The following is a 17,315-nucleotide window of genomic DNA, read 5'->3' as shown; positions in this document are numbered from 1 at the left end:
CCCACCTCAGGCTCGAGCCGGTCCAGGCCCGGTGCGATTCGTCAGGGCAGCAGGGGCGGGGTGCGCGGCAGCAGGTCATCCCGGTCCAGCGCCGTGCGCGCTCGCGCGGGCAGCTGCTCCGCACCGGCCCAGCGGCGCACGGTGGCCTCCGCCTCGGCGCGCTCGGCCGCCGGCAGGTCCTCGATCTTGGAACCGTGGTTGCCGCCGGGCACGAGGTAGTCGTAGGAGTCCCGGCTGCCCGGTCCGAGCCGGAACGGTTCGGCGCTCCACGGATCGGCGGAACCGTTGACGAACATCAGCTCCGAACCCCGCGCGGCGACCCAGGCGGCGATCTCCGCCATCGCACCGGGCCGGAAGCGCATGTCGATGTCGCGGGGCACGAGGTTGCGGGGCTCCCCGATGGAGCGGTGGTGCAGCAGGTCGGCCAGCGGCTCGTCCGAGACGGCGGGCCAGCCCAGCTGGGTACCGGCCTGGTAGTAGTACGGCACGTACGCCTCGAGGCCCTGGTCGGCGTAGGAGGAGAACTCCACCGTCTCGTCGAAGAAGTTCCACAGCTCGTCGAGGCTCGCCCCGGGCGCCGGGATCGCGGCGCAGTCCTGCGGGCCCCGGTACTGCCAGAACGCGAACGGCGCGTCCACGACCACCGCTTCCAGCGCCCGGTCCGGGGCACCGATGATCCGGTCGAAGGTGAGGCCCTCGGCGGCGGCGTGGGCGGTGAGGCGCTCCAGCAGTTCGGGGCGTCGGGTCAGGGCGTCCCGCTGCGCGGCGGTGAGCGCGGCGCGGCAGGACTCGTCACCGACGGTGGCCAGGAACTCGTCGTAGCGGTCCCGGTCGTTGATGACGTCGTTGGGGGCGACGTAGGCGATGGTGGCGTCGACGTCGCGCGGGTAGTAGCGGCGGTGGTAGACGGCGGTCATGCCGCCCTTGCTGGCGCCGGTGGTAAGCCAGCGACCCGCGTAGATCGAGCGCAGCGCCTGGATGACCCGGTGCTCGTCGGTGGCGGCCTGCCAGATGTTGAGGTCCGCCCAGTCCGGGTCGGCGGGTCGGGACGGGGTGAAGAAGCGGTGTTCCAGCGCGATCTGGTTGCCGTCGACGAGCCGGGTCGGCTCGGTGCGGCTCGCCCGCGCGGGCAACCCGTAGCCGGTGGTGTAGGCGACCGTGGGCCGGGCGAGGTCGCGGTGCAGCAGGGTGAGGCGCTGCTCGAACGCTCCCGCCGCGGGATCGCGGTGGTCCGCGGGCTGGGCGTAGGTGAGGTCGAACAGCCGGAACCCGGGTTCGGTGGGGCGTTCCCCGAGCACGGTCAGGCCGGGCACCGCGTCCAGGCGGTCGCGCAACTCGTCGGTCCCGGCCGGGTCAGCGGCGGCGGGCAGTCCCGCCAGCACGGCGCACCCGGCCGCGAGCCCCGCGATCCATCGTCGGATCCGCATCCGCGCCCCCTCCCGCCGCCGGTGAAGGCTGATCACCGGACGCGACCAACCTAATGCGGATCGTCGCGGCGCGGAAGTGCGGCGCGGGGTGAGCGGACCGGCCGCCGTCGGCGCTCCGCTCACCCCCGGTGCCTCGCGCGGTCAGCCGGTGACGGCCTCGACCGGGACCTCGGCCTCCTCCGGAGCGGCGGCCGGCCTGGTGCGCTGGCGCGGCACGTCGACCTCCGCGTCCTCCAGCAGCCCGCCGTGCACGACTCCGGCGGCGTAGGAGTCGGAGCGCTCCGTCATGGTGCCCGCTTCGACGTCGCCGAGGAACGGCTCCGCGTCGGCCATGATCTGCTGCGCGGCCCGGACCCGCTTGGCGAGGTCCTGGCGCATCCGCAGCATCGCGGCGGAGTGCTCGTCGGCCCGGCGGATGCGGCGCTCGGCCTCGGCGGTGGCCTCCAGGACGCGGCGGCGGGCCTCGTCGCGGCTGCGCTGCTCGCGCTCGGCCTGCACGCGGTTGGCCTCGTCGCGGCGGGCGGCCATGGAGATCTCGAAGTCCGTCTCCACCTGGGTGCGGCGCGCCTCGGCGGCGTGGTCCTGCTTGCGCCGGTGCGCTTCGGCCTCGCGGGCCATCCGCTGGATGTCGCGGCGGGTCTCGGCGAGCGCCTCGTTGCGCTGCGTCTCGGACTGCCTGCGCCACTGGTCGGCCTCGCGGACGAGGTTCTCGTAGCGGGCGCGCAGCTCGGCGGCGGACTGCTCGGCGCGGGCCCACTCGTGCTCGGCGGCGGCCTGGGCGGAGGACACCACCTCCTCGGCCTCGTCGTGGGCCAGCCGCACCATCCTGCGGAGGCGGTCGGACAGACCGGACTCCTCGACGGGACTGCGGCACACCTCGTCGAGCTGCGCGCGCAGCGCCTCGATCTCGGAGCGCGCCTGTTCGAGCTGCGAGGACAGGTCGTCGACCTGGCTCAGCGCGGCGTCCCGGTCCTCGGTCAGCATCCGCACCTCGGCGTCGGTCTGCTGGATGTAGAAGCGGACCTGGGAGCGGCGGTAGCCGTACCAGACGGTGTCGAAATCCGACTTGAGCGGCACGAGTTCACGATCTTCGTTGTGGTAGCCCACGGTCTCACCCCACTGAGATTGATCATCAGTTTGTCCTGCTGGGAGCGAGCCACGCCCCGACGCGGCAATGTCCGTCACGCACCGGTCCACCCGCCTCGTGCTGCCGCCGGCGGAACCGGCGGCACCCGGGCGGATCGGCTCGGCGACGCTGCTCCGACGCCGATGCCCGCCCGGTCACGCGGCGGGTGCCGGTGATACGGATCGCTGGGCCCATTCTCCACCCGCGGAGCGCATAAGATCAACTGATCGGATTTCCGAAATCGAGCGGAGATCCGCGACGGAGGGGTGAGCCGAACGGCCGGAAATCCTTGCTGTGTCAGCGATTCCCAACCGGGAGCAGCACTCGCCGAAAAGTGGTTTCGATTTCGTCTCGACTCGGCACCGACTCTCGGACGATGCCCTGCAGGAGCAGCCCGCAGAAAACCGCCGAAAGGGCTCTTCCGGTAACGGGATCGGTGTAGGAGGTGAACAGCTCCACCAGTGCGGCGTCCCATTCGGCGCTGACGTGCGCGAGCGCCGGGCGGTGCAGCGCGGCGATGTAGAGCTCGTGCTGCACGACGGTGCGGGTGCGGTGCGGGCCGAGGTAGCGCAGCACCAGGTCACCGAGGGCGACGGCCAGCTCCGCGCCGCCGTCGACGGCCTCGGCCCAGGACCGCAGCTCGGCGACGTCGTCGCGCGCGGAGTGCCGCAGCGCCTCGGCGAGCAGGTCGTCGAGGGTGCGGAAGTAGTAGGTCGTGGAGCCCAGCGGCACCTCGGCGGCGGCCGCGACGGCGCGGTGGGTGAGCTTCTCGATGCCGCGTTCGGCGACGACGGTGATCGCCGCGCGCGCGATGCGCTCCCGCCGGGCCGGATCTTTTCGGCGGGTCGCGGACTCCGTCGTCGACATGTCCCAAGCCTGCCACGCGCATCGCGGGGGCCGTTGCGCGCCACATCACCTTCACCACGTCCGAGCTGGTCAGAGCACGTCCGGCGGCGTCGCGGCGCGCTCGATGATGTACAGGTGTACACATCCGGTGCTAGGGTCTGCCGACGACGCGGCCGGGACCGCCGGGCAGCGCCAACACCGCCCCGGACCCCGACCCGGGTGCCCCCGCGACCGGGCCCTCCGGCCCGCCCGCGACACCGGCACCGGCCGCCGCCCGCGCGATCCCGCGCCGCACCGAGACCCGATCGGACGAAGGACCAGCAGGGACACCTATGTCGAACACCGCAGGCCCGAGCACGCTGTTCATCGACGGAACCTGGCAGCCCGCCGCCGCGGGCGGCTCCCGCGAGATCCGCAGTCCCGCCGACGGCGCCCTCGTGGCCACCGTCTCGGAGGGCGACCGCGCCGACGCCGAACGCGCCGTGCGCGCCGCCCGGACCGCCTTCGACGAGGGGAGCTGGCCGCAGACCTCCGCCTGGGAGCGCGGCGACCTGCTGCTGCGGGTGGCGGACCTGCTGGTCCGGGACAAGGACGAGTTCGCCCGCGCCGAATCCGGCGACACCGGCAAGCGGCTGGTGGAGAGCGAATACGACATGGACGACATCGCCGCCTGCTTCCGCTACTTCGGCAAGATCGCGGGCACCGACGGCGGCAGCGTCATCGACACCGGTTCGCCCGATTCGTTCAGCCGCGTGCGCTACGAGCCCGTCGGCGTCTGCGGCATGATCACGCCCTGGAACTACCCGCTGCTGCAGGTGGCCTGGAAGGTCGCGCCCGCGATCGCCGCCGGCGACACCTTCGTGCTCAAGCCCAGCGAGCTCACCCCCAGCACCGCGATTCTACTGATGCGCGCGCTCACCGAGGCCGGGCTGCCCGCCGGGGTCGGCAACCTGGTGCTGGGGACCGGGGCCGAGGTCGGCGCGGTGCTCTCCGAGCACCCGGACGTCGACCTGGTCTCGTTCACCGGCGGCCTGCACACCGGCCGCGAGGTGGCCGCGGCCGCCGCGGCGACCGTGAAGAAGGTCGCGCTGGAGCTGGGCGGGAAGAACCCCAACGTCGTGTTCGCCGACGCGGACTTCGACACCGCCGTGGACTACGCCCTGATGGCGGTGTTCCTGCACTCCGGGCAGGTCTGCTCGGCCGGGGCGCGGCTGATCGTGCAGGACGAGATCCACGACCGCTTCGTCGACGAGGTGGTGCGCCGCGCGGAGCGCATCCGCCTCGGCGGCCCGTTCGACCCCGACGCCGAGACCGGTCCGCTGATCTCTGCCGCGCACCTGGAGAAGGTCTCCCGGTACGTCGCGAAGGCCGTCGAGGAGGGCGCCGTGCTGCGCACCGGCGGCGCGCGCCCCGAGGGCGAGCGGTTCCGCGACGGGCACTACTACCTGCCGACGGTCCTCGACGAGGTCCGGCAGGGCTCCGCCGCGGTCACCGAGGAGTCCTTCGGCCCGGTGCTGACCGTGGAGCGGTTCACCGACGAGGACGACGCCGTGCGCATCGCCAACGACACCTGCTACGGCCTGGCGGGCGCGGTGTTCAGCTCCGACGTGAGCCGCGCGCAGCGCGTCGCGCACCGGCTGCGGCACGGCACCATCTGGATCAACGACTTCCACCCCTACCTGCCGCAGGCGGAGTGGGGCGGGTTCAAGCAGTCCGGGGTGGGCCGCGAGCTCGGCCGCGCCGGTCTCGGCGAGTACCAGGAGGCCAAGCACATCCACCAGAACCTGCGCCCCGCGCCGCCGCGGTGGTTCGACGGCCGCTGAGCGGGCCAGGAGTCCCCTTCATCGCGCAACGATCACTCGCCGCCCGCCCCGCGCAGCCCGCGCGGGGCGGGCGCGGAGAAGGAGTTCGGGCATGAGCGCGCCCTCCGGTGACGCCGAGCTCAGCGAGTTCGGCTACACCAACAAGCTGAGGAGAACCCTCGGTTCGTTCCACACGTTCGCCGCGGGAATCAGCTACATCTCCGTGCTGACCGGCACCTTCCAGCTGTCCTACTTCGGGCTCTCCTTCGGCGGCCCGGCCTACTGGTGGTCCTGGCCGCTGGTGTTCCTCGGGCAGCTGATGGTGGCGTTGAGCTTCGCGGAGCTGGCCTCGCACTACCCCATCGCCGGATCGATCTACAACTGGTCGAAGCGGCTCGGCGGCAAGCACGTCGCCTGGCTGGCGGGCTGGATGATGCTGCTGGCCTCGATCGTCTCGATCTCGGCGACCGCGCTGGCCTACCAGCACACGCTGCCGCAGATCTGGGGCGCCTTCCAGATCGTCGGCGACGGGACCGGGACCACCGAGGCGGCCAACGGCGTGCTGCTGGCCAGCGCGCTGATCGTGTTCACCACGCTGGTCAACGCCTTCGGAGTCAAGCTGATGGCGCGGATCAACAGCGCGGGCGTGGCGATCGAGCTGGTCGCGGCGGTGCTGCTGATCCTGGTGCTGGCCGTGTTCGCCACGCGGGGGCCGGAGGTCGTGCTCGACACCCAGGGCACCGGGGACGCCTACGGCGGCAGCGGTTACCTGGGCGCGTTCCTCGTGGCCGCGATCGCCTCCTCCTACGTGATGTACGGCTTCGACACCGCCTCCTCGCTCGGCGAGGAATCCATCGACCCGCACCGCAACGCGCCGAAGGCGATCCTGCGGTCGCTGATCGCCTCGTTCGCGCTCGGCGGCCTGATCATCCTGCTGGCGCTGATGGCGGCCCGCGACCTCACCGCGCCGGAGCTGACCGAGGACGGCCTGCAGTTCGTGCTCACCGACGCGCTGGGGCCGCTGGTCGGCCGGCTGTTCCTGCTCGTCGTGTTCGTGGCGATCACGGTCTGCGTGCTGGCGGTGCACACCGCCGCGATCCGCATCGCGTTCGCGATGGCCCGGGACAACGCGCTGCCGGGCGGGTCCAGGCTGGCGCGGGTGAGCCCGCGGTTCCAGACCCCGGTGGTGCCCGCCGTGGTGATCGGCGTGATCGCGGTGGTGCTGCTGGTGGTCAACATCGGGCAGCCGCAGATCTTCTCGGCCGTCACCAGCCTGGCGATCATCCTGATCTACATCTCGTACCTGCTGGTGACGGTCCCGATGCTGGTGGCGCGGTTGCGCGGCCAGTGGTCGTCGGCGAAGCAGGAGGGGCGGTTCTCGCTGGGCCGCTGGGGCCTGCCGGTCAACGTGCTCGCCGTGCTGTGGGGCACGGGCATGACGGTGAACCTGGCCTGGCCGCGCAACGAGGTCTACAACGCCGAACCGCCGTTCCACTGGTACCTGCAGTGGAGCTCGGTGCTGTTCGTGGGCGTCGCGGCGGTCGGCGGCTTCGCCTACTACTGGTTCGTCCAGCGGCACCGCGTCGGGGTGCTCGCCGACCACGCGGCCAGCGCCGCGGACCCCACCGAGGACCCGGAACCGGCCCTGTCCCGAGCGGAAACGGAGCTGTGAGCATGACCGAAGAGTTCGACTACGTGGTGGTGGGCGGCGGCAGCGCCGGCGCCGCCGTGGCCGCGCGGCTGTCCGAGAACCCCGACACGACGGTGTGCCTGCTGGAGGCGGGCCCGTCCGACGTGGGCGACAAGGCGGTCCTGGAGCTGGACCGCTGGATGGCGCTGCTGGAGTCCGGCTACGACTGGGACTACCAGGTGGAGCCGCAGGAGCAGGGCAACTCCTACATGCGTCACGCCCGCGCCCGGGTGCTCGGCGGTTGCTCCTCGCACAACTCGTGCATCGCGTTCTGGGCCCCGGCCGAGGACCTCGACGAGTGGGCGGCGATGGGCGCCACGGGCTGGAGCGCGAAGGACGTCTTCCCGCTCTACAAGCGGCTGGAGACCAACGACGGCCCCGGCGAGCACCACGGCCGCAGCGGTCCCGTGACGCTGCGCAGCGTGCCGCCGAAGGACCCGTCCGGGGTCGCGCTGCTGCGGGCCTGCGAGGAGGCCGGGATCCCGATCACCGAGTTCAACTCGGGGAAGACGGTCACGCACGGGGCGAACTGGTTCCAGATCAACGCCCGCGAGGACGGCACCCGCTCCTCGTCCTCGGTGTCCTACCTGCACCCGATCATCGGCAAGCGCCCGAACCTGGAGGTGCGCACCGAGGTGCGCGCCAAGAAGGTCGTGTTCGACGGCAAGCGCGCCACCGGCGTGGCCTACCTGGACCCGGACCTCATCCGCACCCGGACCGTGCGGGCGCGGCGCGAGGTGGTGCTGTCCACCGGCGCCATCGACACCCCGAAGCTGCTCATGCTCTCCGGCATCGGCCCGGCCGAGCACCTGCGCGAGGTCGGGGTGGACGTGCTGGTCGACTCCCCCGGCGTCGGCTCGAACCTCCAGGACCACCCGGAGGGCGTGATCGGCTGGGACGCGAAGCAGCCGATGCCGCGGGAATCGACGCAGTGGTGGGAGATCGGCATCTTCACCACCACCGAGCCGGGCCTGGACCGCCCGGACCTGATGTTCCACTACGGCTCGGTGCCCTTCGACATGCACACCGCGCGGCAGGGCTACCCGACGACGGAGAACGGCTTCTGCCTCACCCCGAACGTCACCCGCAGCCGCTCGATCGGCACGGTCCGGCTGCGCACCCGGGACTTCCGCGACAAGCCCCGGGTGGACCCGCGGTACTTCACCGATCCGCACGACATCCGGGTGATGACCGAGGGCATCAAGCTCGCCCGGAGGATCGTCTCGCAGCGGGCGATGGAGGGCTGGGCCGGCGCCGAGCTGCACCCCGGGCCGGACGTGCGCACCGACGACGAGATCGCGGACTACATCCGCAAGACGCACAACACCGTCTACCACCCGGCGGCCTCGGTGCCGATGGGCGCGGACGACGACCGGAACGCCCCGCTCGACGCGCGGCTGCGGGTCAAGGGCGTTCAGGGCCTGCGGGTGGCGGACGCCTCGGCGATGCCGTTCCTGGTGGCGGTGAACCCCAACATCACCACGATGGCCATCGGCGAGAAGTGCTCCGACCTCCTCGAGGAGGACAACGCCGGCTAGCCCGGCGCGAGTGGACGGCCCCCTCCGGCACCCCGTTCCGGAGGGGGCCGTTCGCGTCAGGCCGCCAGGTGCTCGCCGAAGAAGTCGGCGAGCCGCGCCGCGATGGGGGTGAGGTACTCGTCGCGGTCGTAGAGGTCGACGTGGCTGGCGCCCTCGATGATCCACAGCTCCGCCGGTCCGGTGGCCGCCGCGACGGCGTCCCGGCTCATGTGCGCGGTGTCCGCCTCCGACCCGGCGATCATCAGCAGCGGCCGGGGCGCCAGCAGGTGGATCAGCGCGAAGGAGTCGTAGAGCGCGAGGCGGTCGAGGTCGCGCGGGAGCCGGGTGACACCGCCCGCGCGGGGGTGGGCGCCGCGCTCGGTGCGGTAGTAGTCGTAGGTCTCCCGGTTCTGCCGGTTCTCCGAGTCCCGCCACTCGTCCGGCACCCAGGGCTCGCGCAGCGGCTCCTCCCCGCGCGCCTCGGCGGTGCGCAGCTGCCCGGCCCTGGCGAGCACCGCGTCGAGCACCGCCGGGTCCTGGTCGCGGTGCAGCCCGTCGCGGATCACCCGGCCGAAGTCGGAGGCGCTCACGGTGGCCACGGCCTTGATCCGGCGGTCGGTCTGCGCGGTGTAGGGCACGTAGCCGCCGGAGGCGCAGATGCCCAGCGCGCCGATCCGCTCGGGGTCGACCTCCGGGCGGGTGCTCAGGTGGCTCACCGCCGAGCGGATGTCCTCGGCGCGCTGGAAGGGGTCCTCCGTCCCGCGCGGTTCGCCCTCGCTCTCGCCCTGGCAGGCGGCGTCGAAGGCCAGCGCGGCGAACCCGGCGCGGGCCAGGCGCCGACCGTAGTTCGTCGGGCTCTGCTCCTTCACACCGCTGCCGGGGTGCGAGATCACGATCGCGGGCAGCGGATCCGGGCCGGGAACGTCCGGGGTGAACAGCGTGCCCGCGAGGGCGAGGCCGTTGCCGGGGAACGTGATGTCGGTGCGCATGTCCTCTTCTCCTCGTGCGGGGGTCCGGCTCCGAGATTGGCCCGGGCGGCCGTCCGGGAGAAGGACCGGTCCTGTCCTGGGACAGCGCTGTCCCAGGAACGCCGGCACCGGATCGCGCACTGCGATGATGGAGCCATGAGCAGCACCGACGCCCCGGATCGGATCAGCAGAGCGCACGAGCTCGGCGAGTTCCTGCGGGCCAGGCGCACGGCGCTGAGCCCGGACTCGGCCGGACTGCCCGGGACCGGCAGGCGGCGGGTGCGCGGGCTGCGCCGGGAGGAGGTGGCGGCGCTGGCCTCGATCAGCACCGACCACTACACCCGCCTGGAGCAGGGGCGCCGGACGGCCTCGGAAGCGGTGCTGGAGGCGCTGGCGCGGGTGCTGCGGCTGGCCTCCGACGAGCGCGCCTACCTGTTCGAGCTCTCGGGCAAGGAGGCGGACCGCTCCGCGCACCCGGCGCGGCAGTCCGCCCGGCCGGAGCTGCTGCGGCTGCTGGCGGACCTCACCACCACGCCCGCGATGCTGCTGGGCCGCCGCACCGACGTGCTGGCCTGGAACGAGAGCGCGGCGGCGCTGTTCGTCGACTTCGCGCGCTTCCCCCTCCCGGAGCGCAACTTCGTGCGGCTGGTGTTCGTGGACCCGGAGCTGCGCTCGCGCTATCCCGACTGGGAGCACGTGGCCCGCTCCTGCGCGGCGCAGCTGCGGATGGAGGCGGCCGCCGCCCCGGGCGATCCGCTGCTGGCGGAGCTGGTGGCCGAGCTCTCGGGGCGGGACGCGGACTTCCGCCGCTGGTGGGGAGCGCACCACGTGGCCGCGCGGGAGTCGGGCAGCAAGGTGCTGCGGCACCCGGCGGTCGGAGAGCTCGTCCTGGACTGGTCGACGCTGACCTGCGCCGCCGATCCGGATCAGCAGCTGATCACGCTCACCGCCGAGCCGGGGACGCCGCACCGCGAGGCGCTGCTGCGGTTGTCCGGGCGTTGACGGCGCACCTCCCCGGCGATAACTTGTTGATCAACTAGCGAACAGCCCGCCCGAGCGCGGGCCGGATCCACCGAGGACCGCGATGATCTCCGAAGACCTGCGCGAGCGCCGCCTCGCCCTCATCCAGGAGCACATGGACACCGAGGTCACCCACGACTTCGACCTGACCCTGGAGACCTTCCACGGGCACCCGCACTACGAGATCGTGCCCACCGGCGAGGTCTACGACGGAGCCGAGGAGGTCATGCGCTACTACCGGACCACCCGGGAGGCCTTCCCCGACCAGCGCCACGACAACGTCCGCACCCACGTCGCCGACGAGTCGATCATCGTGGAGTTCGACCTGCTCGGCACCAACCTCGGCGAGTTCTACGGCCTGCCGCCGACGGGCAAGTCCTTCCGGGTGCCGGTGATCGCGGTGTTCTCCTTCGAGGAGGACAAGATCGTCAACGAGCGGGTCTACTTCGACGCGGCCAGCCTCGTCACCCAGATCGGCCGCGGCGAACTGCTCGCCCTGGTCGGCCAGCAGCGGTGACCGGCCGGTCCCGCCGGGAACGGCGCGACGAGGCCGAGCGGCGGCTGCTGGACGCGGCCGCCGAGCTGATCGGCGAACTCGGTCCGACGAAGGTGACGCTGGCGGCCATCGGGGAGCGCGCCGGGTACAGCCGCGCCCTGGCCACCCACCACTTCGGCTCGAAGCCGGCCCTGATGCGGCAGCTCGTCGACTCGGTGACCGCCCGGTTCCGGGAGCGGCTGCTCGCCGAGGGCACGCCGGAGTCCGCCGTCGAGGCGGCGCTGGGGCTGGTCGGCCTCTACTTCGCGCTCGTCGCCGACCTGCCCGCCACGCACCGCGCGCGACTGGTGCTGTGGGCGGACGCGGCGACCACGCCCTCCGCCGACGCCCGCCCGGCGATGCTCGCCGCGGACCGGGTGTTCCGGGAGGAGATAGCGCGGGTGCTGGAGCGCGGCAGGGCGCTCGGCGAGATCCCGGAACCGGTCGACACCCGCGGTCTCGCGAGCGCGATCATCGGGATGCTGCGCGGCATCGCGCTCGAATCGATGCTCGACGACGCGCTCGACCTCGCGGCCTGCCGCGCCGAGGTCGAACACCTGCTCACCGCGCGACTGGCCGGCTGACCGGCGCGCCCCGAAGGGATCGAGGACCGCCCGTGCGCGTGCACCACCTCAACTGCGGCACCATGCGGACGCCCGGCGCCGCGATGATCTGCCACGTGCTGCTGGTCGAGACCGGCAACGGCCTGGCGCTGGTGGACACCGGGTTCGGGCTGCGCGACGTCGCCGAGCCCGCGCGGCGGCTGGGCCCGCTGCGGCACCTGATCCGCCCGGTGCTCGATGCCGAGGAGACCGCGGCCCGCCAGGTGGAGCGGCTCGGGTTCAACCGGGACGACGTGCGGCACGTGGTGCTCACCCACTTCGACGTGGACCACATCGGCGGGCTCGCCGACTTCCCGCACGCCCGGGTGCACGTGACCGCCGCCGAGGCGGCCACCGCCGTGCACGCCCCACCGCTGCGGGCGCGGATGCGCTACCGCCCGGCGCAGTGGGCGCACGGACCGGACCTCGTCGAGCACCAGCCGGACGGCGAGGCGTGGTGGGGATTCGCCGCCGCGCGGGAGCTCACCGAGGTCTCCCCCGGCATCGCGCTGCTCGCCCTGCCCGGCCACACCCCCGGGCACGCCGCGGTCGCGGTCGACGCGGGCGAGCGCTGGGTGCTGCACGCCGGGGACGCCTTCTACCACCACCGCGCGCTGGACGGCGGCGAGATCCCCCGGGTGCTCAAGTTCGCCGAGTCCGCGTTCGCCTCCGACCGGGCTCGGGTGCGGGCCAACCACGCCCGCCTCGCCGAGCTGCACCGCCGCGCCGAGGACGAGCTCCGGATCATCTGCGCCCACGACCCGGCCCAGCTGACGGACGCGCGGCCCGCCTCGGCTTGACCCTCGATCGACCCGAAGCCCGCCGACGAGCGGTGTCGACATCCGCACATCGGGACCTGCGCCCAGCGCACCGGGCTCCCTCCGGTTCCGCGCCGACTCCCCGGGTGCCGCGGTCGACCCCGCTACCGGCTAGCGGCGAGGAGCAGGTGGCCGGCGTGCTCTCGCGGCGCGGCGGACGGCACCGAGCCCGCCACCGGGGTGGCCGGGTCGGACCTGCAGATCACCTTCGCGCTCACCGCGTCGGCCCCGAGGCGATGCTCGACCCGCGCGGTCCGGACCGGCCGACGATCGCTCCCCGCTCCGCGCGGGTTCGCGCGAGCTCGGGGCGGTTCGCGAGCTGTCCGCTCCCCCGCCCGCGACGACCTCGCCACCCTCGCCATGCCCGTCCTCCCCACCCGGCCACACCCGCACCGCGCGATCCCGCGCCGCGCCACCGGGCCCGCGGTGCCGGCTGAGGGTGCGCGATTTCTCGCGAAATCTCCCCCTCTCCCCTCTGCGGACCGCGATTTCGCGAGAAATCTCGACCCGGCGGACCGCGATTTCGCGAGAAATGTCGGCCCGGCGGAGCGCGATTTCTCGCGAAATGTCTGGGGCGCGGTGAGGTGGCGGGGGCATGGAGACGAGCTCGCGCTCGACGCGGTCCGGGGCGACGACATCGGGCCCGGACCGGCTCCACCCGTGCGCCTCCCGATCGAGATCCCCCGCCCGCCCCTCGACCTCCGACGCGGCCCCGGCCTCCCGATCCTGCGGCAGGAGCACCGGTCGAGCGACCGGCACCGCCGCCGCGGTCGCGCCCACCCGCACCGCCGCGCGGTTCCGCGCCAACGCGATGATCGCCGGTTACGTTGTGCCGATGGACTTCCGGGACGAGGTGCTGGACCAGCTGGACTTCTACTGGGAGCAGTGGCGGCCCCGGCTGGACGGGCTCACCGACGCCGAGTACTTCTGGGAACCGGTGGCGGGGTGCTGGACGGTCCGGCGGACCGAGCGCGGCTGGGGATGGGACTTCAGCTTCCCACCGCCGGATCCGCCGCCGTTCACCACGATCGCCTGGCGGCTGAGCCACCTCGCCGAGCACGTCTTCGCGATGCGGTTCGCGAACCACTTCGGCGACGGTTCGTACCGGATGGACCACCACGACTACCCCGGCGGCGCCGCGGCGGCTCTGGACCGGTTGGACGACCGGCACCGGCGGTGGCGGGACGCGATCGGCTCGATGCCCGCCGAGCGCTGGTCGCGGCCCGTCGGTCCCGCCGAGGGGCCGCACGCCAAGCGCAGCTACCTGACCCTGGTGCTGCACCTGAACCGGGAGCTGTTCCACCACGGCGGCGAGGTCGCGCTGCTGCGCGATCTGCACCGGTCGACCGGCACCGCTGGGTGATCTCCCGCGCACGGCGGTACTGGCCGCCAGCGGCGCCGTGATCAAATGGGCTGCGCACAGTCACCCCGGAGCCGGAGCGAGCATGTCGACAGGACAGCAGAAGAACCAGCGCACCCCGATGTGGATCACCGTGGTCGCCGCCCTCATCCTCGGACTGGGCTGGCTGGTGTTCGAGTCGGGGTTGCTGGACCGGGTGCTCGGTCCCGACCCCACCGGCTCCGCGCCGGTCGCCGCCTCCGGGGAGGCCGCCACCCAGCTCGACGAGCTCGCGGTCGAGCCCGCCGGGTCGATGGACGGCTACTCGCGGGACCACTTCGACCACTGGACCTCCGCCCCGGACGCGGGCAAGAACTGCAACACCCGCGAGGCCGTGCTGGAGCGCGACGGCGACGGGGTGCGGGTCGACAACGCCTGCCGGGCCACCTCGGGCAGCTGGGTCAGCGGCTACACCGGCGAGACGCTGGACGACGACGGTGACGTGGACATCGATCACATGGTTCCGCTGGCCAACGCCTGGCGCAGCGGCGCCGACGAGTGGACCGACGAGCGCCGCGAGCAGTTCGCCAACGACCGGCAGCTGCCGCAGCTGACCGCGGTCGACAAGAGCTCCAACCGGGCCAAGGGCGACAAGGACCCCTCGCAGTGGAAGCCGGTGGAGTCCGCCTGGTGCGACTACGCGACCGACTGGGTGACGGTGAAGCACTCCTACGGCCTGTCGATCACCTCGGCGGAGAAGTCGGCGCTGCACGAGATGCTGGCGACCTGCGGCTGACCCGAGAGGAGCGCGCCGATGCGCTTGGGACTCGCCCTTCCCCAGTTCGGGACGTTCGCGCACCCGGACCACGTCCGCACCGCGGCCACCGAGGCCGAGGCGATGGGCTACGAGAGCCTGTGGGCCGGCGAGCGGCTGCACGCCGCGCACCGGCTGCTCACCCCCTACCCGGGTGGGGACGGATCGCTGCCGCCGCAGATGCGCGCCGGGCTGGATCCGCTGCTGGCGCTGACCGTCGCGGCCGGGGCGACCACGCGGCCAGGACTGGGCACCAGCACGCTCAGCGCCCCGCTGCACCCCCCGATCGCGCTGGCCCGCCAGCTCGCCGGGATCGACCTGCTCAGCTCCGGGCGGCTGATCGCCGGGCTGGGGCTGAGCTGGTCCCGCGACGAGTACCTGGCCGCCGGAGTGCCGTGGAGCGAGCGCGGTGCGCGGCTGGAGGAGACGCTCGACGTGTTCGAGGCGCTGTGGGGCCGGGAGACCGCCGAGCACCGCGGCCGGTTCTGGACCATCACCCCCGGTGATTTCGAGCCCAAGCCGTCGCGCCCGATCCCCGTCTACCTGGGCGGCCTGTCCGATCCGGCGCTGCGGCGCACCGCCCGGCGGGCGGACGGCTGGCTGGCGATCGCGACCCCGCTGACGGCGCTGGCCCGCTCGCTGGAGCGGTTGCGCGCGCAGCCGCGCGACGACGGGAAGGAGCCGGTGCGGGTCGCCCTGCGGCTCAACGCCGAGCTGGGAGAGCCCGGCGAGCGTCCCGCGCAGGGGTCGGTGGAGCAGCTGGTCGACTACCTTCGCGCCGCCGCCGAGCTCGGTGTCGAGGACGCCTTCGTCGACTTGCAGTTCACCTGCACGACGATGCCCGAACTGCTGGACGCCGCGGCCCGCTTCCGCGCCGCCTTCGACGCCTGACCGCCGAAGACCACCCGGTCCCGTTCCTCCGCTCCCGTCAACGGCGAAGCCGCTGAGCGGCGACCACCCGAGCGACCGGCACCGCCGCGGGTGCTCCGCGGTCCGGCCGTGAGAACAGCGGTCTCGCCGCGCCCTCGATCCCGCGGCGGGAGGACGGCCGGGGTTCCGCCACCGCCGAAAGACGGTCGGCGAGGGCCTAGCGGGCATACCGTCTAGTCGGTATGGTCCGGATCCATGAGCGGCGTCCGAGCGGTGATCTTCGACTACGGCGGGGTGCTCACCACCCGGGGCGGGGACGCGATCGGCGCCTGGACCCGCGAGGAGCGGATCGACCCGGCGACGTTCTCGGCCGCGCTCAAGGAGTGGCTGTCGCGCTCGGCGCCCTCCGGGACCCCGATTCACCGGCTGGAGACGGGCGAGATCGGCGGCGCGGAGTTCGACCGGCTGCTCGCCGCCCGGCTGCGCACCACCGACGGCGGACCCGTCCCGGCCGAGGGCCTGCTGGCCCGGATGTTCGCGCACATGCCCCCGGACCGGGAGATGCTGCGCCTGGTGGCCGACCTGCGCGCCGCCGGGCTGCGCACCGCGCTGCTGTCGAACAGCTGGGGCAACAACTACCCGTGGGAGGCGATGGAGGGTCTGTTCGAGCTCGCCGTGATCTCCAGCGAGGTGCGGCTGCGCAAGCCCGACCCGGCGATCTACCGGCTCACCCTCGACCGCCTCGGGCTGGCCCCGGAGCAGGCCGCGTTCGTCGACGACGGAACGCCGAACGTCGAGGCCGCCGAGCAGATCGGGATGCGCGGCGTGCTGCACACCGAGGCGGGACGGACCCGCGCCGAGCTCAGCGGGCTGCTGCCCGGGTTCGGACCTGACACCCCGGAGGAGACCCCATGAGCGACGAACTGCCCGGCCTCGACCTCGACCGGCTGCGCGCGCACCTCGACCGGGAACGCCCAGGCCTGGTGACCGGCCCGCTGACCGCGCAGCTCGTGCAGGGCGGCCGCTCCAACCTCACCTACGTGGTCGGCGACGGCGCGCGGCGCTGGGTGGTGCGCCGCCCGCCGCTGGGGCACGTGCTGGCCACCGCGCACGACATGGGCCGCGAGCACCGGGTGATGTCCGCGCTCGCCGAGACCTCGGTGCCCGTGCCGGGGACGGTGCTGCTGTGCCCGGACGAGGAGGTGCTGGGCGCGCCGTTCTACGTGATGGAGCACGTGCCGGGCACCGTCTACCGCACTCCCGAGCTCACCACGGCGCTGAGCGTCGAGGAGCGCCGCGAGCTGGCGCTGCGGCTGATCGACGTGCTCGCCGACCTGCACGCGCTGGATCCGGAAAGGGTGGGGCTGGGCGACTTCGGCCGACCGGAGGGCTTCCTGGAGCGGCAGGTGCGGCGCTGGAGCAAGCAGCTGGCCGCGTCCCGGAGCCGCGAGATCGCGGGCATCGACCGGCTCGCCGAGCTGCTCGGCTCCCGGATCCCGGCGACGCGGCGCAACGGGATCGTGCACGGCGACTACCGGCTGGACAACGTGCTGGTCGGGGACTCGCTGGAGATCAACGCGGTGCTGGACTGGGAGATGGCGACCCTGGGCGACCCGCTCACCGACCTGGGATTGCTCGCGGTGTACTGGGAGGGGCTCGACGAGGTCGAGGAGAACCCCATCGCCAGGGGGATCGGCCCGCGATACGGCTTCCCCCCGGTGCGCGAGCTCTGGCAGCGCTACTCCGAGCGCAGCGGCGCGGACCTCTCGGACGTCGAGTGGTACCGGGCGTTCGGCTTCTTCAAGCTCGCGGTGATCAGCGAGGGCATCCACTACCGCTTCGCCCGCGGACAGACCGTCGGGGACGGCTTCGAGCACATCGGAGCGCTGGTTCCGCGCCTGGTCGCGCAGGGGCTCGCAGCGCTCGACCAGGAGGCATGAC

16 protein-coding genes are annotated in these 17,315 nt (G+C 73.1%); 12 read left to right on the top strand and 4 right to left on the bottom strand.

The genetic code is table 11. The annotated features are described in order from the left end of the window. Nucleotides 1-41: 41 nt before the first annotated feature. The 3 genes from ACL03H_RS12970 to ACL03H_RS12960 form a co-directional block, all read right to left on the bottom strand. Nucleotides 42-1,427 carry a S28 family serine protease gene (locus ACL03H_RS12970; RefSeq protein ID WP_412811445.1) on the bottom strand — a complete coding sequence of 462 codons (1,386 nt, stop codon included), beginning with the start codon at nt 1,425-1,427 and terminating at the stop codon, nt 42-44. A 141-nt stretch (nt 1,428-1,568) separates the two neighbouring features. Continuing rightward, nucleotides 1,569-2,534, bottom strand: coding sequence for a coiled-coil domain-containing protein (locus tag ACL03H_RS12965; RefSeq protein ID WP_412811444.1), 966 nt, complete (start codon nt 2,532-2,534; stop codon nt 1,569-1,571). Between the two features lie 316 nt (nt 2,535-2,850). Continuing rightward, nucleotides 2,851-3,420 carry a TetR/AcrR family transcriptional regulator gene (locus tag ACL03H_RS12960; RefSeq protein WP_412811443.1) on the bottom strand — a complete coding sequence of 190 codons (570 nt, stop codon included), beginning with the start codon at nt 3,418-3,420 and terminating at the stop codon, nt 2,851-2,853. A 311-nt stretch (nt 3,421-3,731) separates the two neighbouring features. Between ACL03H_RS12960 and ACL03H_RS12955 the strand changes: the two genes are divergently transcribed. The 3 genes from ACL03H_RS12955 (at nt 3,732) to ACL03H_RS12945 (ending at nt 8,429) form a co-directional block, all read left to right on the top strand. Then, nucleotides 3,732-5,222: an aldehyde dehydrogenase family protein gene (locus tag ACL03H_RS12955; protein WP_412811442.1), complete on the top strand. Its 1,491-nt coding sequence runs from the start codon at nt 3,732-3,734 to the stop codon at nt 5,220-5,222. 91 nt (nt 5,223-5,313) lie between these two features. Further along, the gene (locus tag ACL03H_RS12950) at nt 5,314-6,873 is read left to right on the top strand and encodes an APC family permease (RefSeq protein WP_412811441.1); all 1,560 of its coding nucleotides are present in this window, start codon (nt 5,314-5,316) and stop codon (nt 6,871-6,873) included. Between the two features lie 2 nt (nt 6,874-6,875). Beyond that, nucleotides 6,876-8,429 carry a GMC family oxidoreductase gene (locus ACL03H_RS12945; RefSeq protein WP_412811440.1) on the top strand — a complete coding sequence of 518 codons (1,554 nt, stop codon included), beginning with the start codon at nt 6,876-6,878 and terminating at the stop codon, nt 8,427-8,429. A 56-nt stretch (nt 8,430-8,485) separates the two neighbouring features. Here the strand turns inward: ACL03H_RS12945 and ACL03H_RS12940 are convergent, their stop codons facing one another. Then, entirely contained in the window at nt 8,486-9,397 is a 912-nt protein-coding gene (locus ACL03H_RS12940; protein WP_412811439.1) for an alpha/beta hydrolase, read from the bottom strand. Between the two features lie 135 nt (nt 9,398-9,532). Here ACL03H_RS12940 and ACL03H_RS12935 point away from each other — a divergent pair, with 135 nt between their 5' ends. The 9 genes from ACL03H_RS12935 (at nt 9,533) to ACL03H_RS12895 (ending at nt 17,314) form a co-directional block, all read left to right on the top strand. Next, nucleotides 9,533-10,378, top strand: a complete 846-nt coding sequence (locus ACL03H_RS12935) for a helix-turn-helix domain-containing protein (RefSeq protein WP_412811438.1) — start codon at nt 9,533-9,535, stop codon at nt 10,376-10,378. Between the two features lie 82 nt (nt 10,379-10,460). Further along, nucleotides 10,461-10,913 (top strand): ester cyclase, encoded by a 453-nt coding sequence (locus tag ACL03H_RS12930; protein WP_412811437.1) that lies wholly within the window; start codon nt 10,461-10,463, stop codon nt 10,911-10,913. Beyond that, nucleotides 10,910-11,515 carry a TetR/AcrR family transcriptional regulator gene (locus ACL03H_RS12925; protein WP_412811436.1) on the top strand — a complete coding sequence of 202 codons (606 nt, stop codon included), beginning with the start codon at nt 10,910-10,912 and terminating at the stop codon, nt 11,513-11,515. Before ACL03H_RS12930 ends, ACL03H_RS12925 begins: the two co-directional genes overlap by 4 nt. 32 nt (nt 11,516-11,547) lie before the next feature. Next, nucleotides 11,548-12,333 carry an MBL fold metallo-hydrolase gene (locus tag ACL03H_RS12920; RefSeq protein WP_412811435.1) on the top strand — a complete coding sequence of 262 codons (786 nt, stop codon included), beginning with the start codon at nt 11,548-11,550 and terminating at the stop codon, nt 12,331-12,333. A gap of 853 nt (nt 12,334-13,186) precedes the next feature. Next, nucleotides 13,187-13,714, top strand: coding sequence for a DinB family protein (locus tag ACL03H_RS12915; protein WP_412811434.1), 528 nt, complete (start codon nt 13,187-13,189; stop codon nt 13,712-13,714). A gap of 82 nt (nt 13,715-13,796) precedes the next feature. Then, nucleotides 13,797-14,486 (top strand): HNH endonuclease family protein, encoded by a 690-nt coding sequence (locus ACL03H_RS12910; RefSeq protein ID WP_412811433.1) that lies wholly within the window; start codon nt 13,797-13,799, stop codon nt 14,484-14,486. Nucleotides 14,487-14,504: 18 nt separating this feature from the next. Next, nucleotides 14,505-15,395 (top strand): TIGR03619 family F420-dependent LLM class oxidoreductase, encoded by an 891-nt coding sequence (locus tag ACL03H_RS12905; RefSeq protein ID WP_412811432.1) that lies wholly within the window; start codon nt 14,505-14,507, stop codon nt 15,393-15,395. A gap of 234 nt (nt 15,396-15,629) precedes the next feature. Continuing rightward, nucleotides 15,630-16,289, top strand: a complete 660-nt coding sequence (locus ACL03H_RS12900; protein WP_412811431.1) for an HAD family hydrolase — start codon at nt 15,630-15,632, stop codon at nt 16,287-16,289. Continuing rightward, complete coding sequence (locus ACL03H_RS12895; protein ID WP_412811430.1) at nt 16,286-17,314, top strand: phosphotransferase family protein; 1,029 nt, start codon at nt 16,286-16,288, stop codon at nt 17,312-17,314. Before ACL03H_RS12900 ends, ACL03H_RS12895 begins: the two co-directional genes overlap by 4 nt. Nucleotide 17,315 lies beyond the last annotated feature (1 nt).

Origin of the sequence: Saccharopolyspora antibiotica (genome assembly GCF_047200635.1) — a bacterium.
In the GTDB taxonomy this organism is placed as follows: Bacteria; Actinomycetota; Actinomycetes; order Mycobacteriales; family Pseudonocardiaceae; genus Saccharopolyspora_C.
This window is presented reverse-complemented; position numbering and strand designations above follow the sequence as displayed.

Bases quoted from the DNA above. Each gene is read 5' to 3' on its own strand.
- ACL03H_RS12970 (WP_412811445.1), bottom strand. From the start codon at position 1,427: ATGCGGATCCGACGATGGATCGCGGGGCTCGCGGCCGGGTGCGCCGTG.
- ACL03H_RS12960 (WP_412811443.1), bottom strand. From the start codon at position 3,420: ATGTCGACGACGGAGTCCGCGACCCGCCGAAAAGATCCGGCCCGGCGG.
- ACL03H_RS12955 (WP_412811442.1), top strand. From the start codon at position 3,732: ATGTCGAACACCGCAGGCCCGAGCACGCTGTTCATCGACGGAACCTGG.
- ACL03H_RS12950 (WP_412811441.1), top strand. From the start codon at position 5,314: ATGAGCGCGCCCTCCGGTGACGCCGAGCTCAGCGAGTTCGGCTACACC.
- ACL03H_RS12945 (WP_412811440.1), top strand. From the start codon at position 6,876: ATGACCGAAGAGTTCGACTACGTGGTGGTGGGCGGCGGCAGCGCCGGC.
- ACL03H_RS12940 (WP_412811439.1), bottom strand. From the start codon at position 9,397: ATGCGCACCGACATCACGTTCCCCGGCAACGGCCTCGCCCTCGCGGGC.
- ACL03H_RS12935 (WP_412811438.1), top strand. From the start codon at position 9,533: ATGAGCAGCACCGACGCCCCGGATCGGATCAGCAGAGCGCACGAGCTC.
- ACL03H_RS12930 (WP_412811437.1), top strand. From the start codon at position 10,461: ATGATCTCCGAAGACCTGCGCGAGCGCCGCCTCGCCCTCATCCAGGAG.
- ACL03H_RS12915 (WP_412811434.1), top strand. From the start codon at position 13,187: ATGGACTTCCGGGACGAGGTGCTGGACCAGCTGGACTTCTACTGGGAG.
- ACL03H_RS12910 (WP_412811433.1), top strand. From the start codon at position 13,797: ATGTCGACAGGACAGCAGAAGAACCAGCGCACCCCGATGTGGATCACC.
- ACL03H_RS12905 (WP_412811432.1), top strand. From the start codon at position 14,505: ATGCGCTTGGGACTCGCCCTTCCCCAGTTCGGGACGTTCGCGCACCCG.
- ACL03H_RS12900 (WP_412811431.1), top strand. From the start codon at position 15,630: ATGAGCGGCGTCCGAGCGGTGATCTTCGACTACGGCGGGGTGCTCACC.
- ACL03H_RS12895 (WP_412811430.1), top strand. From the start codon at position 16,286: ATGAGCGACGAACTGCCCGGCCTCGACCTCGACCGGCTGCGCGCGCAC.